Genomic DNA, 18,594 nt, shown 5'->3' on the forward strand with positions numbered 1-18,594 from the left:
AAATTGCCGCCACCTTGATAACGATTGGAACATATTCCACCTAATTCACCAGCACTGTATAATCTAGCAATTGGTTGACCATTAGTATCTAAAACTCTTGCTTGATCATCTCGTTGTGGCCCACCTTGCGTATTTAACACTGCTGGCGTTAATTTTATACCGTAAATTGAATTAGATGAGTCAAACTCTTCAAGGCTAGCTGGAGAACGGCCAAATTCAGAGTCTTTACCGAAACGAGCGTAATCATTAAAGTTCTTAATCGTTTCTAGGAGGTTTTGACTTGGAATTGACATTTGCTCAGCTAATTGACTAACAGTTTGACCACTAATTATTTTGGAAAATAAATTTTGATATTTTAATTTACCTTCACGTTGTTCTTGTACAAATTTTTCATATTGTTTCTGATCAAATACTAGCCAAGCGTTATCATATGCATGCGGTAATATGTAATCACCATGTTGATAGATATGACCATGCCGAAATTGAGCATCTTCGCGCATAAAGCGGGTTCCATCATTAGCAACCGCAAAGATTGAGCCAGATTTAATATTTTTCCAACCACTGATCTGATGACCACGCTGATTTGAACCTTCAGCAATTACATAGCCAGGAACGATTCCTAAGGACTCATAATTAGACAGATGCCACATCTGTGCGCCAACTTCAGCAGCCATATTGATGCCATCACCTTTGTTATACAAGGTACCCAACGGCGTTAAATGATCAACATGCAAATAATCTTGTTGCATCCTATGATTATTTTCAAAACCACCGGTCGCTAAAACAATTCCTTTAGCTGCGTGTACAAAATATTCTTTATGATTACGTTCAATTTTTACACCTACTACTTCACCATTTTCATTTTGTAGCAAGTGTTTAGCGCGGGAGTTCAGCCAAACATCGATCTTTTCTTTACGCTTTAAAACTTCTTCACGTAATACACGCCACTAACTGGCATCAAAGTCACGATTATGTACTAATGCAAAATCAAAAGTAGTCGATCCTTGATATTCAGGATATTCACATAATTTTTGCTTATTTGCCAAATGATCTTCCGGCTGATAATCACGCGACCATATAAAGGGCTTCAGGCCAAAATACTTTTCAAAATATTTGGGCATTTCTACAAAACCATCTAAATAAGTAGATAAGAGGTTTTCATCAACCTGAAAAGGAGCCGCTAACTGCTGATAATATTCAGTAATTTGCTTTTTATCATGAGCCATTGCAACATGTTGTGCAGAATATCGAGTATTGCCTCCTTCATGACCATGCGGTGCAGCGTCTACTATTAGAACTTGCGCACCGTTATCGGCTGCAAATCTTGCAGCTGTAGCTCCTGCTCCACCAAAGCCTAAAACGATGACATCATATTCGGCACACCAACGCATATCTTTAGCTACCTTCATTTTTTACTCCCGTCTTTTTTAATATTTGCTAAGGCTTGCTGCACTGCTTGCATAAAAGCTGCACTCGTTGTACTAGCACCACTAACTGCATCTACTTCTGGTGATTGTTCTTCAAGCATCCTTTTGGTCAAAATTGGCATAGCCTTACCACCCAAATTCGGCGTTTCTTTTTGCTGAAGAGTTTCAATCTTAACAATTTTTGATCCAGTAACTGTAACTCGTACAACAATTGGAACATCATTAATCCCATTTTCACTAATGCCTATACCCTGGTTAGCACCTGCTACAAAATCGGTTAACGAATTATGAGCATCAGTTTTTAACTCAGCTTTTTGAGATGCTCCACTAATAACATCGAAGTCCATTACCTTTCGCTTAGACCAAGCCGCATTTTCGCCAGCAATTTTGCCAGAAATAAGCAAATCAGCAATACTATTAGCTCCAACATATTTACTAGCAAATATGTCGCCTAATTCACCTGCTTCATACAGATGCGGAATGACATTATTCTCTAAATCAAGCACTTCACACTTTTCATTACGACGACCGCCGCCATGAGTATGCAAAATATTGTGACGAATTGGGATTGCATAGTAAGGACCAGCAGCAAATGAACGCATAGTTTTTAACTCACGATTTAATATCAAATCACGCTTTTTCACATCAGTCAGATAGTTAAAATCTTCAACTGCTTGGACTAATTTAGGAGCAGCAATTTTAGCTGCTAATTCAGGAAGCGAATCTGCCTTAATTGCATAAGAAATAAGTTCTTTAATTTGCTCGGACTTATCCGTTTGATCATGTGCCAATTGATTATATTGCTTTTGGTCCATTACAATATGAGGATGATTTTGATTTGGTTGCATAATCCAATTTCCATGATTATATTTATAGCCATGCCGATCTTCCTCGTCTTCACGGTAATAGCGCGTTCCATCATCCCCTGCAACAAAAATACTTCCGTTAAATAGACTCGACCAATTGATCATATAGGCAAACTTTTCACGCGATTTACCTTCATTTAGTGAAAAGCCATGTGAATCATAATTTGCCATATGCCATAATCTAGCACCAACCTCAACTGCTAAATCTATTCCTTTACCTTGGTTGTACAAAGTACCAATTGGGGCAAGTGAACCTTGACCTAAAAATGTTTGGACCATATCCGGATTATTCTCAAAACCACCACACGACATAACAATGCCATTTCTAGCGGCAACATTCCTAATTTGACCCTGATGCTTAATTTGGACACCTAGAACAGTCTTACTCTCGGGATCTTGAATTAAATGTTCCGCTGGACTAGAAAACCAAATATCAATTTTATCTAAGCGTTCATAAACTTTTTGTCGCAATAATTTCCAAAAACCGCCATTATACATTCCTTTGGTCATAGTCTGCGACCTCATTGTATCTGCATGTTGATATTCAGGATATTCGCCTTTTGGCCGTCTTCCAGTATATTGTGCCGTAATCCCAAAGTATTTCTGAGAATATTCCTTCATTTGCAAAACATTATCGACAAATGTATCCAAAGCCTTTGGATCATATTTAAACGGATAATACGTCTGTTTGTAATATTCACGTAAATCGTCAAAATTATCACTCCAGGCAAAAGCACCGCCTGCATAACGAGTATTGCCCCCCTCTTGTCCTTCTGGCGCCGCATCAATCAACAAAACTTTAGCATTTTTATCAGCCGCAAACCTAGCAGCTCCTGCTCCTGCTCCGCCAAAACCAATGACCACTACATCGTATATGGCGTCCCATTTGAGCGTTGAATCGTAAAGCAATTTTTTACCTCAACTTTCTTTTATAATTCTTACCAAAAAGAATATATCGCTTCCATAAATATAAATCTAATTTATTTTAGTCTTGAAAATTGCTCCACTAATTAACCTTTAGGCTTGATATATAAACAATTTTTGCTATTATTTAGCTGTTTTTATATAATGGAGAAGTATTCACTTATAAATAATTTTTATTATTTCGAGGTTCAGCTATGAATGAAAAAGACTTACTATATTTCTGTAAATTGATTGAAATTGGTAACTATACTTCAACTGCAGAGTTTTTTGATGTTACCCAGCCAACTATATCAATGGCTGTTAAAAGACTAGCAACCAAATTCGCAGATCCACTTATTATGCAAAAAAACCGCAAAAGTAAACTAAGTTTAACTAATGCGGGTGAACTACTTTACCAGAAAGCAAAAATATTATTGCAAGACATCGCTAGTATTGATTACGACGTTAAACATGCTAGTGACAAAAAAATTCGCCTAGCTTTTTCAGGAGAGGCAGGTAGTATTTATATACCAGACATTATCCAAGAATTTTATCAGGCTAATCTAACTCATTTACTGAATACCAATGTTGAGAGGTCCGCTGATGCGTTTGGTGATTTAACTGAGGGACAAGTTGATGTTGCTATCTATTCTTGGATGGTGCCAATTAACGATCCAGAATATTTCATTCATAATTTACAAAAAACCGAATTGGTAATTATTACCGGAATGAATGATCCATTAATTAATGCTCATGAAGTAAGCGCAGCCGAATTAAGAGAAAGAAATTTTATCGCAAGGTCGCGTGGTTTTTTAACTAGAGAATGCTTAGAACAGATCGGTAAGCTAGGTGACTTTACTCCACAAATCACCTACACAGCAACCACCATGAAGCTAATGTTTGATTTAGTCAAACGTAATGTTGGAATTAGTTTAGCAATGGAGAGTAGTTTGCAAGATGTCCAAGGAATCCATGTAGTTCGTCTTAAACCAGGACAAAAGCAATGGGCTTATATGCAAATTGCGATGCGCAAGAGCTTTATCCCTAATAAATACCAACGCGAAGGCATTGAAATTCTGCGCAATTTCAAACCAAAAAATATCTGATACTTTTAACAGTTAAGTATTAGCTATGATCTATTTATCATAAACTGTAATAACAGTTGATTAATTCAAATAATCAATTTAACAATTATAATCTACTACTCATTGAGCTCTTTATAATATGCAAAGTATAGCTATTTTAGCCATAATTATATCAGAGGTTTCAAACATGCTTTTACAAGAAAAAATGAAAAGTATTTCCTTTTCACAGTCAGAAAAAACTATTATCGATTTCATCCTAAATAAACAAGAAGCCATTGAATCATATTCTATAAATGATATTGCTCATCAAACTTACACGTCTGCTTCTACCCTAATAAGAATTGCCCACAAGCTTGGTTTTAAAGGATGGACTCAAATGAAGCAAGCTTTCTTGAACGAAGTTAAATACTTACAAAAAAACTTTAAAAATATTAACGCAAACCAACCTTTTTCAGCAACTGACTCAATTCACGATATTGCTTCTAAGATATTTCAAACAAAGAATGAAAGTCTATTGGATACATTGAGTTTATTGCAACAAGAACAGATTAAAAAAGCTATCAAAATTATGCAAGCAAAAACAAATATCAAGTTTTTCGCATTGGCTAATATCGTCTTTTTAGGTGAAGAATTTGTTTATAAGTTGAGACACATTAACAAAAATGCATCAACTTATCCCATTCAGAATACAATGTATCAAGAAGCATTACTATCTTCTAATAACGACTGCGCCATAATTCTATCCTATTCAGGAGAATCACCAGAATTATTACACATTGCTAAACTTTTATCTCAAAAACAAGTACCGGTAATTGCAATAACCAGTATTGGCAATAATCGACTTGAGAAATTGGCTGATATCACTTTACATATAACTACAAGAGAAAATTCATATACTAAAATTGCCGGATTCTCTTCTTTGGAATCAGCATCTTTTATACTAGATATTCTGTATTCAACGTACTTTTCATTAGACTATCAGAACAATTTTGCCACTAAAGTAAACTTATCAAAATTAACTGAAAAAAGAAGACTTGATAATACTATTTTGAATGATGATAATAACTTTACCTTATAACTATCACACCCCTATCTAAATAACTTTGGATACTTAATTTAATAGTATCTAATACAGAAAATTCTGGTGTATAATCAAGCAGTTCTCTAGCATTTTTGATACTATATTGTCCACTACGTGCGATATGGAGGTACGTTTTCTCTACTTTATCAGAATCATTAATTAATTTAGTCCATTGGTCCCAAGGTAAAAAATTAATCTTAGATTGCTTATCAAAATATCGATAAACAAATTTAGCATATCCATATAATGTAATCGATTCAGTTGAAACAGCATGAAAACTTTCGCCAATAGCCATATTACGATGCATAATTGCATCAACAAATAATTGTGCAACGTCAGAAGCATGTACATGATGTAATGTTTCCATTCCAAAATTTGGCAAATAAATTTCCGAACCATCTGCAATCTTTTGAAAAAGGGTATCATCTAGGTTACCTTGTGGATTAATAATCGACCATCCTGGTCCAGAAATCTGACCAGGCATAATAATTGTAGCTGGAAAATTATTATCTTTTATTTCTTGTTTTAAAAAATTTTCACACTCATATTTTTGTTTACCATATTCATCAATTGGACTTTTACCGCTATTAGGAGTAACTGGTAAAATTTCTGCTCTACCATATGACCAAATAGATGAACAAAATAAATAAAGTTTTAAGCTTGTTTTCTTAAGTTCTCTGACTATTTTTTTCATATCATTGAGATCAAAACAAATCAAATCAATGACAATATCTGCATTTAGTTTGGCGATTTTTTCATTAAAATTAATATCTTTACTTCTATCCATAAAAATTTGTTCAATATGATTCCAAACAGGATCCTGATAATATGGCTTATGTGAACCTCGACTTACTGAAATAACTTCAAAGCCTTTTTTAACCAGCTTTGGAATTAAATACGAACCAATATGGCCACTACCACCAATAACTACAACCTTCATAAAACATTTCCTCCTTTTTTATATTAGTTTATATGTTTATTGGGTATTGGCAATATGATGGACATATATTGAAATACTTTTCAGATAAAACTGTTGTTTTTTATTAAAAAATGTAAATTTTTTTTACAAATCAAGGAGGTATTGAAAATCTGCGCAATTTTAGACCAAAAAAGTCCTATGATTAACAACAAATCATAGGACTTTAATAATTTTTAGATTTTAATTACTTAATTTTATTTGGGCAAGACAATTTTACTGCCATGAAGTTGCTCAACTTTAAGTGTAGCTGCTATTTCTTGCGCATTAGTGCTAGTAATGCCCCCACCAGGTAAAATTTCAATTTTTTCGGTTGCCCAAGTAATAATTTCATGTAAATGAGCAACAGTAACAGTAATGGGTATATTCAACCTACCACCATGAGTTAATATTCGTTTAACTCCCTGGTCAGCAAGCCAATTTAGTGACTGCTCTTGTAAATTCTCTGGAATCTCATCAAAAGCCATATGCATTACTACTTCCAGACCTGAGGTTCGTGCCAACTCAATCATGCGTTTCATAATCGGTTTAGCGATTGTTTTTTCTGCATTTAAACAGCCAAAAGTAACCGCGTCTGCCCCAATCAAGGCTGCTAGTTGAATATCAGTTACCATCATCGCAATCTCATGCTCGTTATAATTGAAATCACCACCACGTGGTCTGATCATCACTACCACTGGAATATTAAAATTATGGGCGTACAAAACCGCTTGTTGCAATACACCAAATGAAGGGGTTGTACCACCTACAGCCAGATTATTATTTAATTCAATTCGGTCAGCTCCTGCAGCAATCATGCGCGGAATATCAGTAAAGTTTTCTACACAAACTTCTTTAATCATGCTTATTAAATGGCTCCTATTAATCTTTATTACTAAAATACTAGCATAACATGTTACTTGCCAAACGTAAAAAGTCCTATCTTTATTTAAAAGATCGGACTTTTTCTTTATATTAACACATTAAAGAGTAACGCTGCTAAACTTCCGCCAGCAAGCGGGCCTAAAATTGGTACCCAACTATATGCCCAATCAGAACCACCTTTATTAGCGATCGGCAATAATTGATGCGCTAATCTTGGTCCAAAATCACGGGCTGGATTAATTGCATATCCAGTTGGACCACCTAATGATAAACCAATTGCAGTGATTAACAAACCAGCAATTAATGGATTAAGCCCTGCTGTAAAGTCTCCTTTAGTAAAAGCAAGTAAACCATAGACTAGCACAAAAGTACCCATTAATTCTGTAAAAAAGTTCCAAAAATAATTTCTAATAGCTGGTTCAGTTGCAAAAACCGACAAAATTGTATCTGAATCTGTAGTTTCTTGCCAATGCGGATAATAAGTTAACCAAACCAAAATCCCACCAACAAACGCACCTGCAATCTGAGATGCAAAATATGGTAAGACAGAAGACCATGGCAATTTACCAGCAATTGCCATACCAAGAGTAACAGCAGGATTAAAGTGTCCTGGACTTAACCAACTGACACAATATACGCCAAAGGTTACAGCAAAACCCCAACCTAATGCAATTACTACCCAATCAGCACCGCTAGCCTTAGATTTCTTCAGATTAACGCCAGCACAGACACCATCACCCAATAAAATCAAAATAATTGTACCCAAAAACTCGCCGACCATCTGCATTGTTAAGCTATCATGCATTTTTGTTTCTCCTTATGTTAAGTTAATGAACAAATTTTAATCTTTAACTTTTAATGGTTGCAATTGGTTTTCAATTTCTGTCAAACCAACTCCTGCTTGAATTAAACTAGCAGCAGTATATGCACCCTCAATAAAGGCAGAATTATAAAGATGAACTACTTTATCAGTTAATTCTACTGCCATGTCTAAATTCATCTTAGCGCTACCTAAATCATAAAAAGCTAAAATTTCATCAGCCTGATTTTCTTTAAAAGCTGTCAAAATTTTTTCCATGTTAGTGCCAATATCATTTTCTTGTGTACCTGCAGCAATGGTAATTGGCACATCACTAGCCACCTGAACTAATAATTGATTTAGCCCAGTTGCAATTTCAGGAACATGTGATACTAACGTAATTCCTAAACTCATAACAACCCTTTCGTTTCTAATAATGCTTCAAATAAATATCCACTTGATTGTGACCCTGGATCAACATGCCCCTTAGAACGTTCTCCTAAGTAGGATGCGCGACCTTTCTTAGCAACTAAGTCCTTAGTTGCCTCAACAGCAGCTGTAATTTTATCTTCAGTAAGATCATGAGACTTTACTGCGGGAACTAGAGCCGCCCAGACATCAACCATTGTCTTGTCTCCTGGTTTAGCACCACCACGCTTTTCAAGACCAGCTAGTCCAGCTTCCAATAACTCACCCAAGTCATTAGTTGTATCACTCTTTTTTGCCATTTCCAAAAAAGCCGTGCCATACAATGGGCCAGAGGCACCACCAACGGTAGAGATTAAAGTCATTGCAACTTGTTTCAAGGCAGCCGTCAAGCTAGCTGGTTTTTCAGTTAACTTTTGGGTAACTGCCTGCATACCACGATTCATATTGAAGCCATGATCACCATCGCCGATTGGCGTATCTAGATCACTCAATAATTGTTGGTTAAGCTCAATTTTGGCCGTAAAATTATTCATCCACTGCGTTAAAGTATCAACTATCAGTGTCATATTTTTTCCTTTCTGATTACCAAGCAATAGTTTCTGTAGGTGCTTGTAAATAATCCAACCATTGCTCGTCTTGCAATTCAAACAAGGTTAACGAAATTCCTGCCATATCAAGAGAGGTCATATAGTTACCAATTTTCATAAATACAGGTTTAACTTGGTACTCTTGCAACTTATCCAATAAATCATTACTAAAAATATATTGCTCCATTAAGGGTGTTGCTCCCATACCATTAACTAAAACTGCATATTTTTTCTGTGCCGATAATTGCATTTGCTTATCCAATTGCTTAACTAATTCCGCAACCAGTTCTTTAGCAGGTTTGATAGTTTCCCTGCGATAACCAGGTTCAGAATGAATACCAACGCCAAATTCAATCTCATCATCTGAAAGAACAAATCCTGGCTTACCAGTTTCTGGATTAGTTGCTGCAGACAATGCTACCGCAATTGTCTTAATGCAAGGCAAAACTTTCTGAGCTAAAGTGGCAACTTCATCAAGACTAGCACCAGATTGCGCAGCAGCACCCAAAACTTTATGCATAAAGACTGTTCCAGCAACCCCACGTCTTCCTTGAGTAAAAGTACTGTTTTCAACTGCAATATCATCGTCAACTACAATTGACTTAACCTTGATGCCATCCATTTGCGCTAAATCCTTAGCCATATCAAAGTTCATCACATCGCCAGAATAGTTTTTAACTACTAAAAAAACGCCTTGCCCTTGATCAACTACTTTGATGGCAGCATAAATCTGATCTGGAGTTGGTGAAGTAAATACTTCACCGCACACCGCTGCACTTAGCATACCTTGCCCGACAAAACCCGCATGTGTCGGTTCATGACCAGAACCACCACCGCTAACAATTCCTACTTTACCCGCCAAGGAATTCCGATCTGCTCGCATTACAGCATTAGTTTCTGGAATTTTAGTCAAATATTGCGGATATGATCGCACCATTCCAGCAACCATTTCGCTAACAACATTAACCGGATCATTAATAATTTTTTTCATTGCTTATTTCTCTTCCAATCATTAAAACTAACTGTTTATTCTAAAGTCATTATACCAAAAAGCGTTTTCATAAGCTATCAAAAAGAAAAGCCGCAGATTTTCTCTACGACTTTTAATCAGTTTTAGTCTATTTACGAATTACATGATAGCGATGACTGCGATCTTCAGTTGGAAATTCAGCAGAATGTCCGACTGCCACAATCACACAAGTTTCATAGCCAGGAGAACTTATCTGTTCTTGTAATTCAGGAACAGCATTAAGACCTGTGGCACCACTCATAGTATATATGGACCCTAAATCTAAACTAGTAGCTTCAATCATAATGTTTTCAGCTGCACACGAAGCATCACGTTGTCCGAAGCGGCGATCTTTTTTAACATTAATAACAAACAACAATGGTGCATCATAGCAAGCATTATCTGTTGCCCGCTCTATCTGCTGCAATAATTGGTCATCCTCAACCACGGTCAATTGCATAACATCAGTTTCGTGCATCCCACAAGGTGCAGCCTGGAAAGCAGCAATCATGCGATCTACTGCCTCTGAATCAACTTTTTCAGAAGTATATTTTCTGACTGCGACTCTTTTCAAAATTGGATTGGTCATTTAGCGACGCTCCTTTACTACTGACTGATAACTTTACCACTCTTGTGATTCAAATTTGCCCACTTAATATATTGAGTTTCAGTAATTCCAACATACTTTTTGCCTTTAATTGTTTTTACTTTGATTACTGGTACAAATTTACCTTTGGCAACATAGAGTCCCTTTTGTTGTACACCCTTACTGTTGTAGACATAAGATTTCTTCTTAACCTTGTATCCAGCTGCTTTAAATGTCTTTACATTATTAGCCTTAATAAATTGATTCTTCTTATTGTTTATTTGTAGAAATTCTTTACCCTTAACATTAGTATAGCCAGTAACTGTTACAATGGTATTTTTCTTTAAGGCTTTTTTATTAGTCTTCTTACCCTTTTTATTATAAATATAAGAATTTTGCTTTAACTTTACATTTCGATTAAGATATTCAATCGCACTATTTGACGATGAATTAGCGTTAGTATTATCGCTACTTGCAGGTTTATTTTCATCAGTAATTGGTGAAGTCACTGCTGCATTATTATCAGCTGTTGTCTGACTGGTCGTATCAGCTGATTCATCAGCTGCGCTTACTTGTAATGGTAAATTTAAACTTGCAGAAAGCGAGAATACACCAATTAATCCAAGCAAAAATTTTTTGTTCATTAATGACACCTCTTAATAAGATTTAAATATAATGTATGTTATATTATACTACTTTGACTTAATAATTTCGTTGGTTAACAGAATTGTAACCTATTTTAAATTTTATTGCACTATTTGCAATCGTTTTTATACCAATATGTGAAATTATTATGCGATAATTAAGTGAAGAAATAATAATTACGCTGTTTAAACATAGAAAGATTAACATGGAAGAGCAAAGCAATCGTCCAATTGACATATTAGTTACCATTGACCAAAATTATATTAAGCCATTAGAAGTGATGCTGTATTCTCTAAGACTCAACAATTTACAAGCAAAATTACGGGTCTGGGTAATTTACGACAAAATCGAAACAACTATGCTTAAGTCATTGGAAAACTTTGCTACTAAAATTGAAATCAAAATTGAGGCTCTAGCCATGAACGCCGATTTTGACTTTCCAGATTCCTTACTTAACTTACACGACTATCCTCAGGAAATGTACTTTAGATTGCTATCTGGTAAAATTTTACCCAAAAATTTGCACCGAATAATTTACCTCGATCCAGATATCTTAGTAATTAACTCAATCGAGCCACTTTGGCAATTGGATCTACAAAATAAAATGTTTGCAGCAGCAGTGCATGAGGGCCTAACCGATATCATGAGTTCAATCAATAATCTTCGCCTTGGAACCAACAACGGATATTTTAATTCTGGGATTATGTTGATGGATTTAGACCAGATGCGTCAAAAAGTTAACCTTAAAGACATCACTGATGCAATTAATGAACACCACGAAACTTTGATTTTACCGGATCAAGATATTCTTAATTATCTTTACGGTGATCATATTATGAAAATTCCAGAAACCCACTGGAACTATGATGCTCGTGCTTATCACATATACTTCACTAGAAGTACTGGAGAGATTAATCTTGAATGGATTATGAAAAATACCGCCATCTTGCATTTTTGCGGTAAGCCTAAACCCTGGCAAAAGGAAAACCATTCGAAATTTAAGACCCTGTATCTAAACTATCAACAAATGGCAAGTAAGCTAATAGAATAAATAAATTATTGCTGCATTATGACTTTTTCTATTGAAGCTCAGCTGTTCTGTGCTAAAATAATTAAAGTCGGTAATGGTAAGCGGCACAACGAGTTAGATTAAACATGAGTAGTTTAGTTTACAAATTATGCCAATTACTTTAAGTTTTTAAAGAAGAGAGAAGATATATATGGCTTCAATTAATAAATCTGAACTTGCCAAGGAAGTTGCGGCAAAGAGTGACCTCAAAGCTAGCGAAGCAGAAGAGGTTATTGATATTGTAACTAGTTCAATTCAAGCTGATCTAGCTAAAGGTGAAAAAGTTCAAGTTATTGGTTTCGGTTCTTTTGAGGTTCGTCAACGTGCGCAAAGAAAGGGTCGCAATCCTCAGACTGGTGAAACTTTGACAATTCCTGCAACTCATGTACCTGCCTTTAAACCTGGTAAAGTTTTGAAAGATGCTATTAAATAGCTTTTCAATCATCTAAAAAAGGACCAACAAGCAATTTACTTGTTGGTTCTTTTTTAGTTCAAAATATGATTAACGACTTTGATGATTTAATTTTTTAGCAAAGAAATCACCAATAATCTGAACAATAAAAATCAAAATAATTACCAAGACAGTGGCGACTAACGTAACATCATTGTTAAAACGATTATAGCCATATGAAATAGCACTGTTACCCAGACCACCTGCACCGATAGCGCCTGCCATGGCCGTTAGGCCAATTAGACTAATAATTGTCACGGTTGACACTCTGCATAGTTCAGAACGTGCTTCATTAAGATAAACACTAAAAATCAAATCCCAAATAGTAGCACCTATACTTTGCGCCGCCTCAATTTTTCCTTGATCGACACTTTCAAGTGCGACCTGAACTTGCCTAGCATAAAATGGAAAGGTTCCCAAAGTCAGTGGTACTAGTGCAGCTTTCATCCCAATTTGAGTGCCAACAATTTTTTGAGTAACTGGGGCAATGAAAGCCAATAAGATAATAAACGGAATGGCGCGAAAGACTGAAACTAACTTATCACAAAGATTAAACCAAAATTTGTTAGGTCTAATACCATCATCTTTAGTTAAAACCAAAATTAGACCAAAAATAATCCCCAAAATTCCACCAAAAATTGCAGCCCAAAAAGTCATAAATAATGTCTGCATTATACTCGTACCCCAACCGGCATCACCACCCCAGCCTAATTGCACCACATTTGGAAAAACTTTACTAAACCAACTAATCATATGAATTCCCCTTTTCATCTAAACGTGTAACTGCTACCTGTTCTTTATGTAAAAAATCCTGTGTCTGCTTTTGTTGGGTCGCATTTCCTTTGACTAATACTAACAAAGTACCAATAGGTTCATCAGCTAATGATTCTACGTTACCGTAAAGCATACTGACTTCAACCCCAATTTCACGATATAGATCAATAATAATTGACTTGGTTACATTTGCTACACTATATACCAGTTGATAAATTGCTTCGTCTGCATTTAACTTCTCTAAATGCAATGAATTAAGTGTATTAATCACATCAAGCGACCCACCAACGAAACTCTTGGTCAGTTCTTTTTTCGGATGCAGAACAATTTCGCGTAAGCTACCCTGTTCAATGATTTGACCCTGCTCCATGACAGCTACCTTATTACAAATCTTTTTAACGGCTTCCATTTCGTGTGTAATTAAGACAATCGTTAAATTTAGCTCCCGCTGCAATTTTTTCAGTAAAGCCAAAATTTGCTGAGTATTTTGCGGATCAAGTGCACTAGTAGCTTCATCTGAAATTAGAATATCGGGATCATTGGCAAGTGCCCGCGCAATTGCAACTCGTTGCTGCTGCCCTCCGGATAATTGCACTGGATAAAAATCAGCTTTGTCCTTTAAGTCTACTAATTCAAGCAACTTGAGAGACTTGTCTTCAATTTCCTGATCCTTTAAGCCAGAATGCTTAAGGGCAAAGGCCACATTTTCGACTACTGAAATTTCATTTAACAAATTAAAGTTCTGAAAGATCATGCCAATTTTACGTCGCGCTAGTTGCAGCTTTTTATTAGAAATCACCTGCTTACCTGCTTTAACAAACTCAGTTCCATTAACTGAAATATCACCAGCAGTTGGTTTTTGCAATAAATTAATAGTACGCACCAGTGTTGATTTACCTGCACCAGAGAAGCCAACTACTCCATAAATATCGCCTTTTTCAACATTTAGACTAACATTGCGTACAGCTTGCACTAGTCGACCTTTTTTGTCAGGAAAATTAACATTAACCTGGTTTAACTCAATAATACTCATTATTATCATGTTCTTTCTACTTAAATTTGACATCCCAAACCGGAATTTGATCGTTACCGTAATATTTTTTATCTAGCTGTTTAGTTTTTGCAGTTTGGTAAGCCTTAACCACTGCCTGATAATCTTTGTTCTTAGCATCAGCTTTACGAGCACAGATTACATTGATCCATTGCCGAGTATCCTTATTAAATGGCTCAGTAAATATTTTCTCTTTATCACCTAATCCGGCAGGTCTAGCAAAATTACTGTTAACTACTGCCGCATCAACTGAATCAATCATCCGACCACACTGCTCTGCGCTAACTTCTTTAATTTTAAAATTATGCGGATTCTCAGTGATATCTGCTACTGTTACCAAATCCTTATCTTTGCCTAACCTAATTAGACCAGCATTTTTCAGAACAATTAATGAACGCGATCCATTAGTCGCATCATTGGGAATGGCAATTGTAGCACCTTTAGGCAGCTGACTTAATTTTTTATACTTCTTAGAATAGAGGCTAATCGGCTTGACCTCGGTACGGCCAATCGGAACAATTCCACCGTGATTAGCCTTATTCCATGACTTTAAAAATGCTAAATGTTGAAAAGAATTAAGATCAATATCGCCACTTTTTAAGGCTTTATTAGGCTGATTATAATCAGTGAAATTTTTCACCTTAACAACAATATTATTATCTCGCTTAGCTTTACTGGCAACTTCTTTCCAAATTGCCTCACTACCTTTATCTTCAGAAACTAAACCAACTGTCACTGTATGAGTTTTCGGCTTGGCCTTGTTAAGTCCCGGACCTAAGCTAAACCAAGCTGCAACAATTACAACAAGTAAAGCAATAATGATAATAATGTTTCTACGCAGTTTTTTAGTCATCGCCTGTTACCTCATTTTAAAATTTAATATCCCATGCAGCCAATTCCTTATTACCATAATATTTCTTGATCAGTTTTTTAGTCGTAGCAGTTTGATAAGCATCGACTACATGTTGATAGTCTTTGTTCTTGGCATCAGCTTTGCGAGCACAAATGATATTAACCCACTGCAATGATTCTTTGTTCATCGGTTCAACATAAATAGTTTCTTTATCTCCCAAACCGGCAGGTGTGGCAAAATCATTATTAACCACTGCCGCATCGACTGAATCAATTACACGTCCGCATTGGTCACCACTAATCTCTTTAATCTTAATGTTTCGTGGATTTTTAACAACATCGGCAGCTGTCACTAAAGTCTTGCCCTTGCGTAAGGTAATCAAACCAGCGTTCTTTAATACCAGCAAAGCTCGCGACTCATTAGAAGCATCATTGGGAACCGCAATCGTCGCCCCCTTAGGCAACTCACTTAATTTGTGATATTTCTTTGAATATAGCCTAATTGGAGCAATCATAGTCCGACCAATCGCAACTACTCCGCCCTTATTAGCCTTATTCCAGGCTTTTAAAAATGCATAATGTTGAAAAGCATTTAAATCTAGGTCACCATTTTTTAACGCTTTATTTGGTTGATTATAATCAGTAAAATTCTTAATTTTGATGGTTAAACCGTATTTTTTCTTAGCCACTTTTGCGGCTTCATCCCAAATCGCCTGCTTGTGCTTGGTTTGACTAACTACTCCAACTGTTACTGTTCTAGTCTGGGGCTTAGTCTTGTTAATGCCTGGGCCCAGTCCAAACCAAGCAGCTGCAACTACAACAATTGCAATGATTCCCCAAATTAAAAACTTCTTTTGTTTTTTCTTACTCATAACTCTACCTCCAAAAATTTCCAACAAAAAAAGCACTCATCCTAATACAAGGACGAGTGCTCGCGTTACCACCTTTAAATTTGCTTATTACTCACGTAATAAGCCTCACTAGCTATCAATCAATAGCTTGTAATTATAACGGATACAACTCCGCCGCTAGCTGAATATCACTAACAGTTATCATTTCAAGCCCATGTTCACCAGTTCCCTTCTGCTAACTCTCACCTACATGTTAGCTCTCTTTATCGAAGAAAATAATGGTTACTCTGCTTTTCAAGATATATTAATTATTTAATTGTAGACTAATTTATCACGCTCAATACCGTATGTCAACAGTTAATTTTGCAAATAACAAAAAATCACTCTAGCCAACCTGCTAAAGTGATTCAAATAATTATATCAAAGTAATAGTCAAAAATACTGCTAACATTTCTATTATCATTTAAACGTTATAATTACTTTTTTCGTAAAAAAGTTAAAAAATCATACGAAAAGTGATTATAGTCATCTGCTTGATTTGATATTTTCTTCACTAAAGTAAAATTTCGATAATCGATAGAAGTCATCATTGTATCGGCTTCAAAGGTTGCCTTTATCTTGGTCTGCTCAAGACAATCAACTTGATTCTTTAACGCTTGAAAAACTGAATTGCCACCAATAACATAAATATTTTCATGTCTATGAGCAGATACCCAATTTTGCAAATCGGAAATGGAGAAAACAAACTCAGCTTGTGGATAGTCAGCATATTGCCTGGATAAGTCATGATTTCTTGTTAAAACCAGATGTGGTCGTCCAGATAAAATTTGTGGCAACCCATTAAAGGTTTTCCTCCCCATAATAATTGGATGTCCATTAGTCAATTCCTTAAAATGATGGAGATCTCCAGGTAAATTCCAAGGCAAATGACCATTTAAGCCAATTTGGTGACGTTCGTCTTCAGCCCAAATAAAAGTAAGCATTGTGTTTTCCCTCCAAATTAGTTATTACAAATAAATTTTACTGTTATACATTATGAGCAATTGCCCTAAATGTGCTATAGTTAATTCAATTAAATATTAAGGAGTAAATAGTAATGACGCAAGCACAAACCGATGCAGAAGAACAAAATTATAATAAACTCAAGCAAACTGAAGCTAATCTAATTCGAAATTTACAAGCTGCAGTTAAAGATCCAAGTAAGATTTCTAAACTAAGTAATGCAATTTTCCAAAATCATCAGGATTGGTTAAAAGTGATCATGCCCAATTATTCAGAAAAGATTCATTTAGGGATAATTAATGGTTATGAAACTGATGAACGATACCAATCATATTATGATGATAAAGCTGGTAAAGGCGCAACTAAAATACTAATTAAAGTAGTTAAAGATCATTTAGCAAAATAAAAAAGATGGGGTACTTCTCTTAATTGTTGAGGAACCTCATCTTTTTTGTTTACAGCTAAATTATTAATGGAACCAATGAGTATGCTTATCAGTAAACGCTAATAAATCATTACTTAAATATAAGATATAAGTAAAGAATAAAGTTAAATTAGCGTCACCTTGCATTGCAGTTATGCCCCATAAAATAATCGACATAACCCCTTGAATTGTCCAGAAATAATATTGTTCACGAAACCGCAAAGTACATAGTAATGAACCCGTAATACCAATAGAACCAGAAATTGCATCGATCCATGGACGCGGACTAATAAATACTTTCGTATCCATCAAGTAAAGCAATCCCGTAACTACAATAAAAAATGCCATAGTTAACAGCCATTTAGGAGCAGTTAAACCATGGATATGACTTTCTGCATCCTTTGACCAAGCTGGCATCAATAATACCGGCAAATCTAGCAAAAAGATATATGACGTTTGTAAAACCACATCCGCATAATTTCTAGCATTAATGGCCACCACAATATATATCAATGCTGACAATAATCCAAGTACACCATTTAACGGCTTAGCATTCGTGATAGCCAGAGTACAAGTGAAGCCCAGCACTGCAGCTAGCATCGTTACAAAAGTCATTAACGTAATTGGTGCGGAAATTGTTGTCCCCACAATTACGCCGATACCAAACATTAACAATATATATGTTTTGAAGCTCCAGCCTCGCATTTGGTGAACATACCATGCAGGCTTGAAAACATCAGTATTTGGTTGTATTTTCATTTATTCTCCCCTATCTATGTTAACGATTTAAAAACCATTCACTATGATACCATTTGTTTTAGTTAATTTAAATTGCTTCTAATAAATTATTTTTGGAAAGAATA

At 35.6% G+C, this 18,594-nt stretch carries 21 protein-coding genes, 1 pseudogene, 1 CRISPR repeat array and 1 other annotated feature (1 of these 24 cut by a window edge); of the genes and pseudogenes, 5 read left to right on the forward strand and 17 right to left on the reverse strand.

What is annotated here, in order from left to right:
- Positions 1-14: 14 nt before the first annotated feature.
- The 3 genes and pseudogenes from OZX59_RS02265 to OZX59_RS02275 form a co-directional block, all read right to left on the reverse strand.
- Positions 15-926, reverse strand: a pseudogene (locus OZX59_RS02265) (FAD-binding protein); the annotation flags it as partial.
- 21 nt (positions 927-947) lie between these two features.
- Complete coding sequence (locus tag OZX59_RS02270; protein ID WP_277126523.1) at positions 948-1,409, reverse strand: FAD-binding protein; 462 nt, start codon at positions 1,407-1,409, stop codon at positions 948-950.
- The gene (locus OZX59_RS02275; protein WP_277126524.1) at positions 1,406-3,202 is read right to left on the reverse strand and encodes an FAD-binding protein; all 1,797 of its coding nucleotides are present in this window, start codon (positions 3,200-3,202) and stop codon (positions 1,406-1,408) included. The genes OZX59_RS02270 and OZX59_RS02275 overlap by 4 nt, the downstream gene beginning before the upstream one ends.
- 209 nt (positions 3,203-3,411) lie before the next feature.
- Between OZX59_RS02275 and OZX59_RS02280 the strand changes: the two genes are divergently transcribed.
- On the forward strand, positions 3,412-4,302 hold the full coding sequence (locus OZX59_RS02280; protein WP_277126525.1) for a LysR family transcriptional regulator: 891 nt from the start codon (positions 3,412-3,414) through the stop codon (positions 4,300-4,302).
- Between the two features lie 166 nt (positions 4,303-4,468).
- Complete coding sequence (locus OZX59_RS02285; RefSeq protein WP_277126526.1) at positions 4,469-5,359, forward strand: MurR/RpiR family transcriptional regulator; 891 nt, start codon at positions 4,469-4,471, stop codon at positions 5,357-5,359.
- On the opposite strand, the gene OZX59_RS02290 is transcribed toward OZX59_RS02285, so the two are convergent.
- From OZX59_RS02290 to OZX59_RS02325, 8 genes are all read right to left on the reverse strand, one after another.
- Complete coding sequence (locus OZX59_RS02290; protein ID WP_277126527.1) at positions 5,349-6,302, reverse strand: NAD-dependent epimerase/dehydratase family protein; 954 nt, start codon at positions 6,300-6,302, stop codon at positions 5,349-5,351. The two genes, OZX59_RS02285 and OZX59_RS02290, sit on opposite strands and share 11 nt — an antisense overlap.
- A 233-nt stretch (positions 6,303-6,535) precedes the next feature.
- Positions 6,536-7,180 (reverse strand): copper homeostasis protein CutC, encoded by a 645-nt coding sequence (locus tag OZX59_RS02295; RefSeq protein WP_277126528.1) that lies wholly within the window; start codon positions 7,178-7,180, stop codon positions 6,536-6,538.
- A gap of 107 nt (positions 7,181-7,287) precedes the next feature.
- Positions 7,288-8,007, reverse strand: a complete 720-nt coding sequence (locus OZX59_RS02300; protein WP_277126529.1) for an MIP/aquaporin family protein — start codon at positions 8,005-8,007, stop codon at positions 7,288-7,290.
- 36 nt (positions 8,008-8,043) lie between these two features.
- Complete coding sequence (gene dhaM / locus OZX59_RS02305) at positions 8,044-8,415, reverse strand: dihydroxyacetone kinase phosphoryl donor subunit DhaM (RefSeq protein ID WP_277126530.1); 372 nt, start codon at positions 8,413-8,415, stop codon at positions 8,044-8,046.
- Positions 8,412-8,996 (reverse strand): dihydroxyacetone kinase subunit DhaL, encoded by a 585-nt coding sequence (gene dhaL, locus OZX59_RS02310; protein WP_277126531.1) that lies wholly within the window; start codon positions 8,994-8,996, stop codon positions 8,412-8,414. The genes dhaM and dhaL overlap by 4 nt, the downstream gene beginning before the upstream one ends.
- A gap of 16 nt (positions 8,997-9,012) precedes the next feature.
- Entirely contained in the window at positions 9,013-10,008 is a 996-nt protein-coding gene (dhaK, locus tag OZX59_RS02315; RefSeq protein ID WP_277126532.1) for a dihydroxyacetone kinase subunit DhaK, read from the reverse strand.
- Between the two features lie 127 nt (positions 10,009-10,135).
- Positions 10,136-10,615 carry a nitroreductase family protein gene (locus tag OZX59_RS02320; RefSeq protein WP_277126533.1) on the reverse strand — a complete coding sequence of 160 codons (480 nt, stop codon included), beginning with the start codon at positions 10,613-10,615 and terminating at the stop codon, positions 10,136-10,138.
- Between the two features lie 17 nt (positions 10,616-10,632).
- A complete protein-coding gene (locus OZX59_RS02325) occupies positions 10,633-11,256 on the reverse strand; it encodes an SLAP domain-containing protein (protein ID WP_277126534.1) in 624 nt (207 codons plus the stop codon).
- Positions 11,257-11,462: 206 nt separating this feature from the next.
- Here OZX59_RS02325 and OZX59_RS02330 point away from each other — a divergent pair, with 206 nt between their 5' ends.
- Both OZX59_RS02330 and OZX59_RS02335 read left to right on the forward strand, forming a co-directional pair.
- Positions 11,463-12,308 carry a glycosyltransferase family 8 protein gene (locus OZX59_RS02330; protein WP_277126535.1) on the forward strand — a complete coding sequence of 282 codons (846 nt, stop codon included), beginning with the start codon at positions 11,463-11,465 and terminating at the stop codon, positions 12,306-12,308.
- A 169-nt stretch (positions 12,309-12,477) separates the two neighbouring features.
- The gene (locus tag OZX59_RS02335; protein ID WP_277126536.1) at positions 12,478-12,759 is read left to right on the forward strand and encodes an HU family DNA-binding protein; all 282 of its coding nucleotides are present in this window, start codon (positions 12,478-12,480) and stop codon (positions 12,757-12,759) included.
- A 69-nt stretch (positions 12,760-12,828) separates the two neighbouring features.
- On the opposite strand, the gene OZX59_RS02340 is transcribed toward OZX59_RS02335, so the two are convergent.
- From OZX59_RS02340 to OZX59_RS02360, 5 genes are all read right to left on the reverse strand, one after another.
- Positions 12,829-13,530 carry a methionine ABC transporter permease gene (locus tag OZX59_RS02340; RefSeq protein ID WP_277126537.1) on the reverse strand — a complete coding sequence of 234 codons (702 nt, stop codon included), beginning with the start codon at positions 13,528-13,530 and terminating at the stop codon, positions 12,829-12,831.
- Entirely contained in the window at positions 13,523-14,584 is a 1,062-nt protein-coding gene (locus OZX59_RS02345; protein WP_277126538.1) for a methionine ABC transporter ATP-binding protein, read from the reverse strand. Before OZX59_RS02345 ends, OZX59_RS02340 begins: the two co-directional genes overlap by 8 nt.
- A gap of 16 nt (positions 14,585-14,600) precedes the next feature.
- Entirely contained in the window at positions 14,601-15,455 is an 855-nt protein-coding gene (locus OZX59_RS02350; RefSeq protein WP_277126539.1) for a MetQ/NlpA family ABC transporter substrate-binding protein, read from the reverse strand.
- A gap of 16 nt (positions 15,456-15,471) precedes the next feature.
- Entirely contained in the window at positions 15,472-16,326 is an 855-nt protein-coding gene (locus OZX59_RS02355) for a MetQ/NlpA family ABC transporter substrate-binding protein (protein ID WP_277126540.1), read from the reverse strand.
- A 45-nt stretch (positions 16,327-16,371) separates the two neighbouring features.
- Positions 16,372-16,612, reverse strand: a binding site (T-box leader).
- Positions 16,613-16,781: 169 nt separating this feature from the next.
- Positions 16,782-17,288 carry a dihydrofolate reductase gene (locus tag OZX59_RS02360; RefSeq protein ID WP_277126541.1) on the reverse strand — a complete coding sequence of 169 codons (507 nt, stop codon included), beginning with the start codon at positions 17,286-17,288 and terminating at the stop codon, positions 16,782-16,784.
- Between the two features lie 113 nt (positions 17,289-17,401).
- On the opposite strand from OZX59_RS02360, the gene OZX59_RS02365 reads away from it, so the two are divergent.
- Entirely contained in the window at positions 17,402-17,713 is a 312-nt protein-coding gene (locus OZX59_RS02365; protein WP_277126542.1) for a TipAS antibiotic-recognition domain-containing protein, read from the forward strand.
- A 63-nt stretch (positions 17,714-17,776) separates the two neighbouring features.
- Here OZX59_RS02365 and pnuC read toward each other — a convergent pair whose 3' ends face one another.
- Complete coding sequence (gene pnuC, locus OZX59_RS02370; RefSeq protein ID WP_277126543.1) at positions 17,777-18,490, reverse strand: nicotinamide riboside transporter PnuC; 714 nt, start codon at positions 18,488-18,490, stop codon at positions 17,777-17,779.
- 103 nt (positions 18,491-18,593) lie between these two features.
- A CRISPR array of direct repeats spans position 18,594; the repeat unit is 27 nt; it runs 639 nt beyond the window's last position.

This window comes from Lactobacillus sp. ESL0681, from assembly GCF_029392835.1.
In the GTDB taxonomy this organism is placed as follows: Bacteria; Bacillota; Bacilli; order Lactobacillales; family Lactobacillaceae; genus Lactobacillus.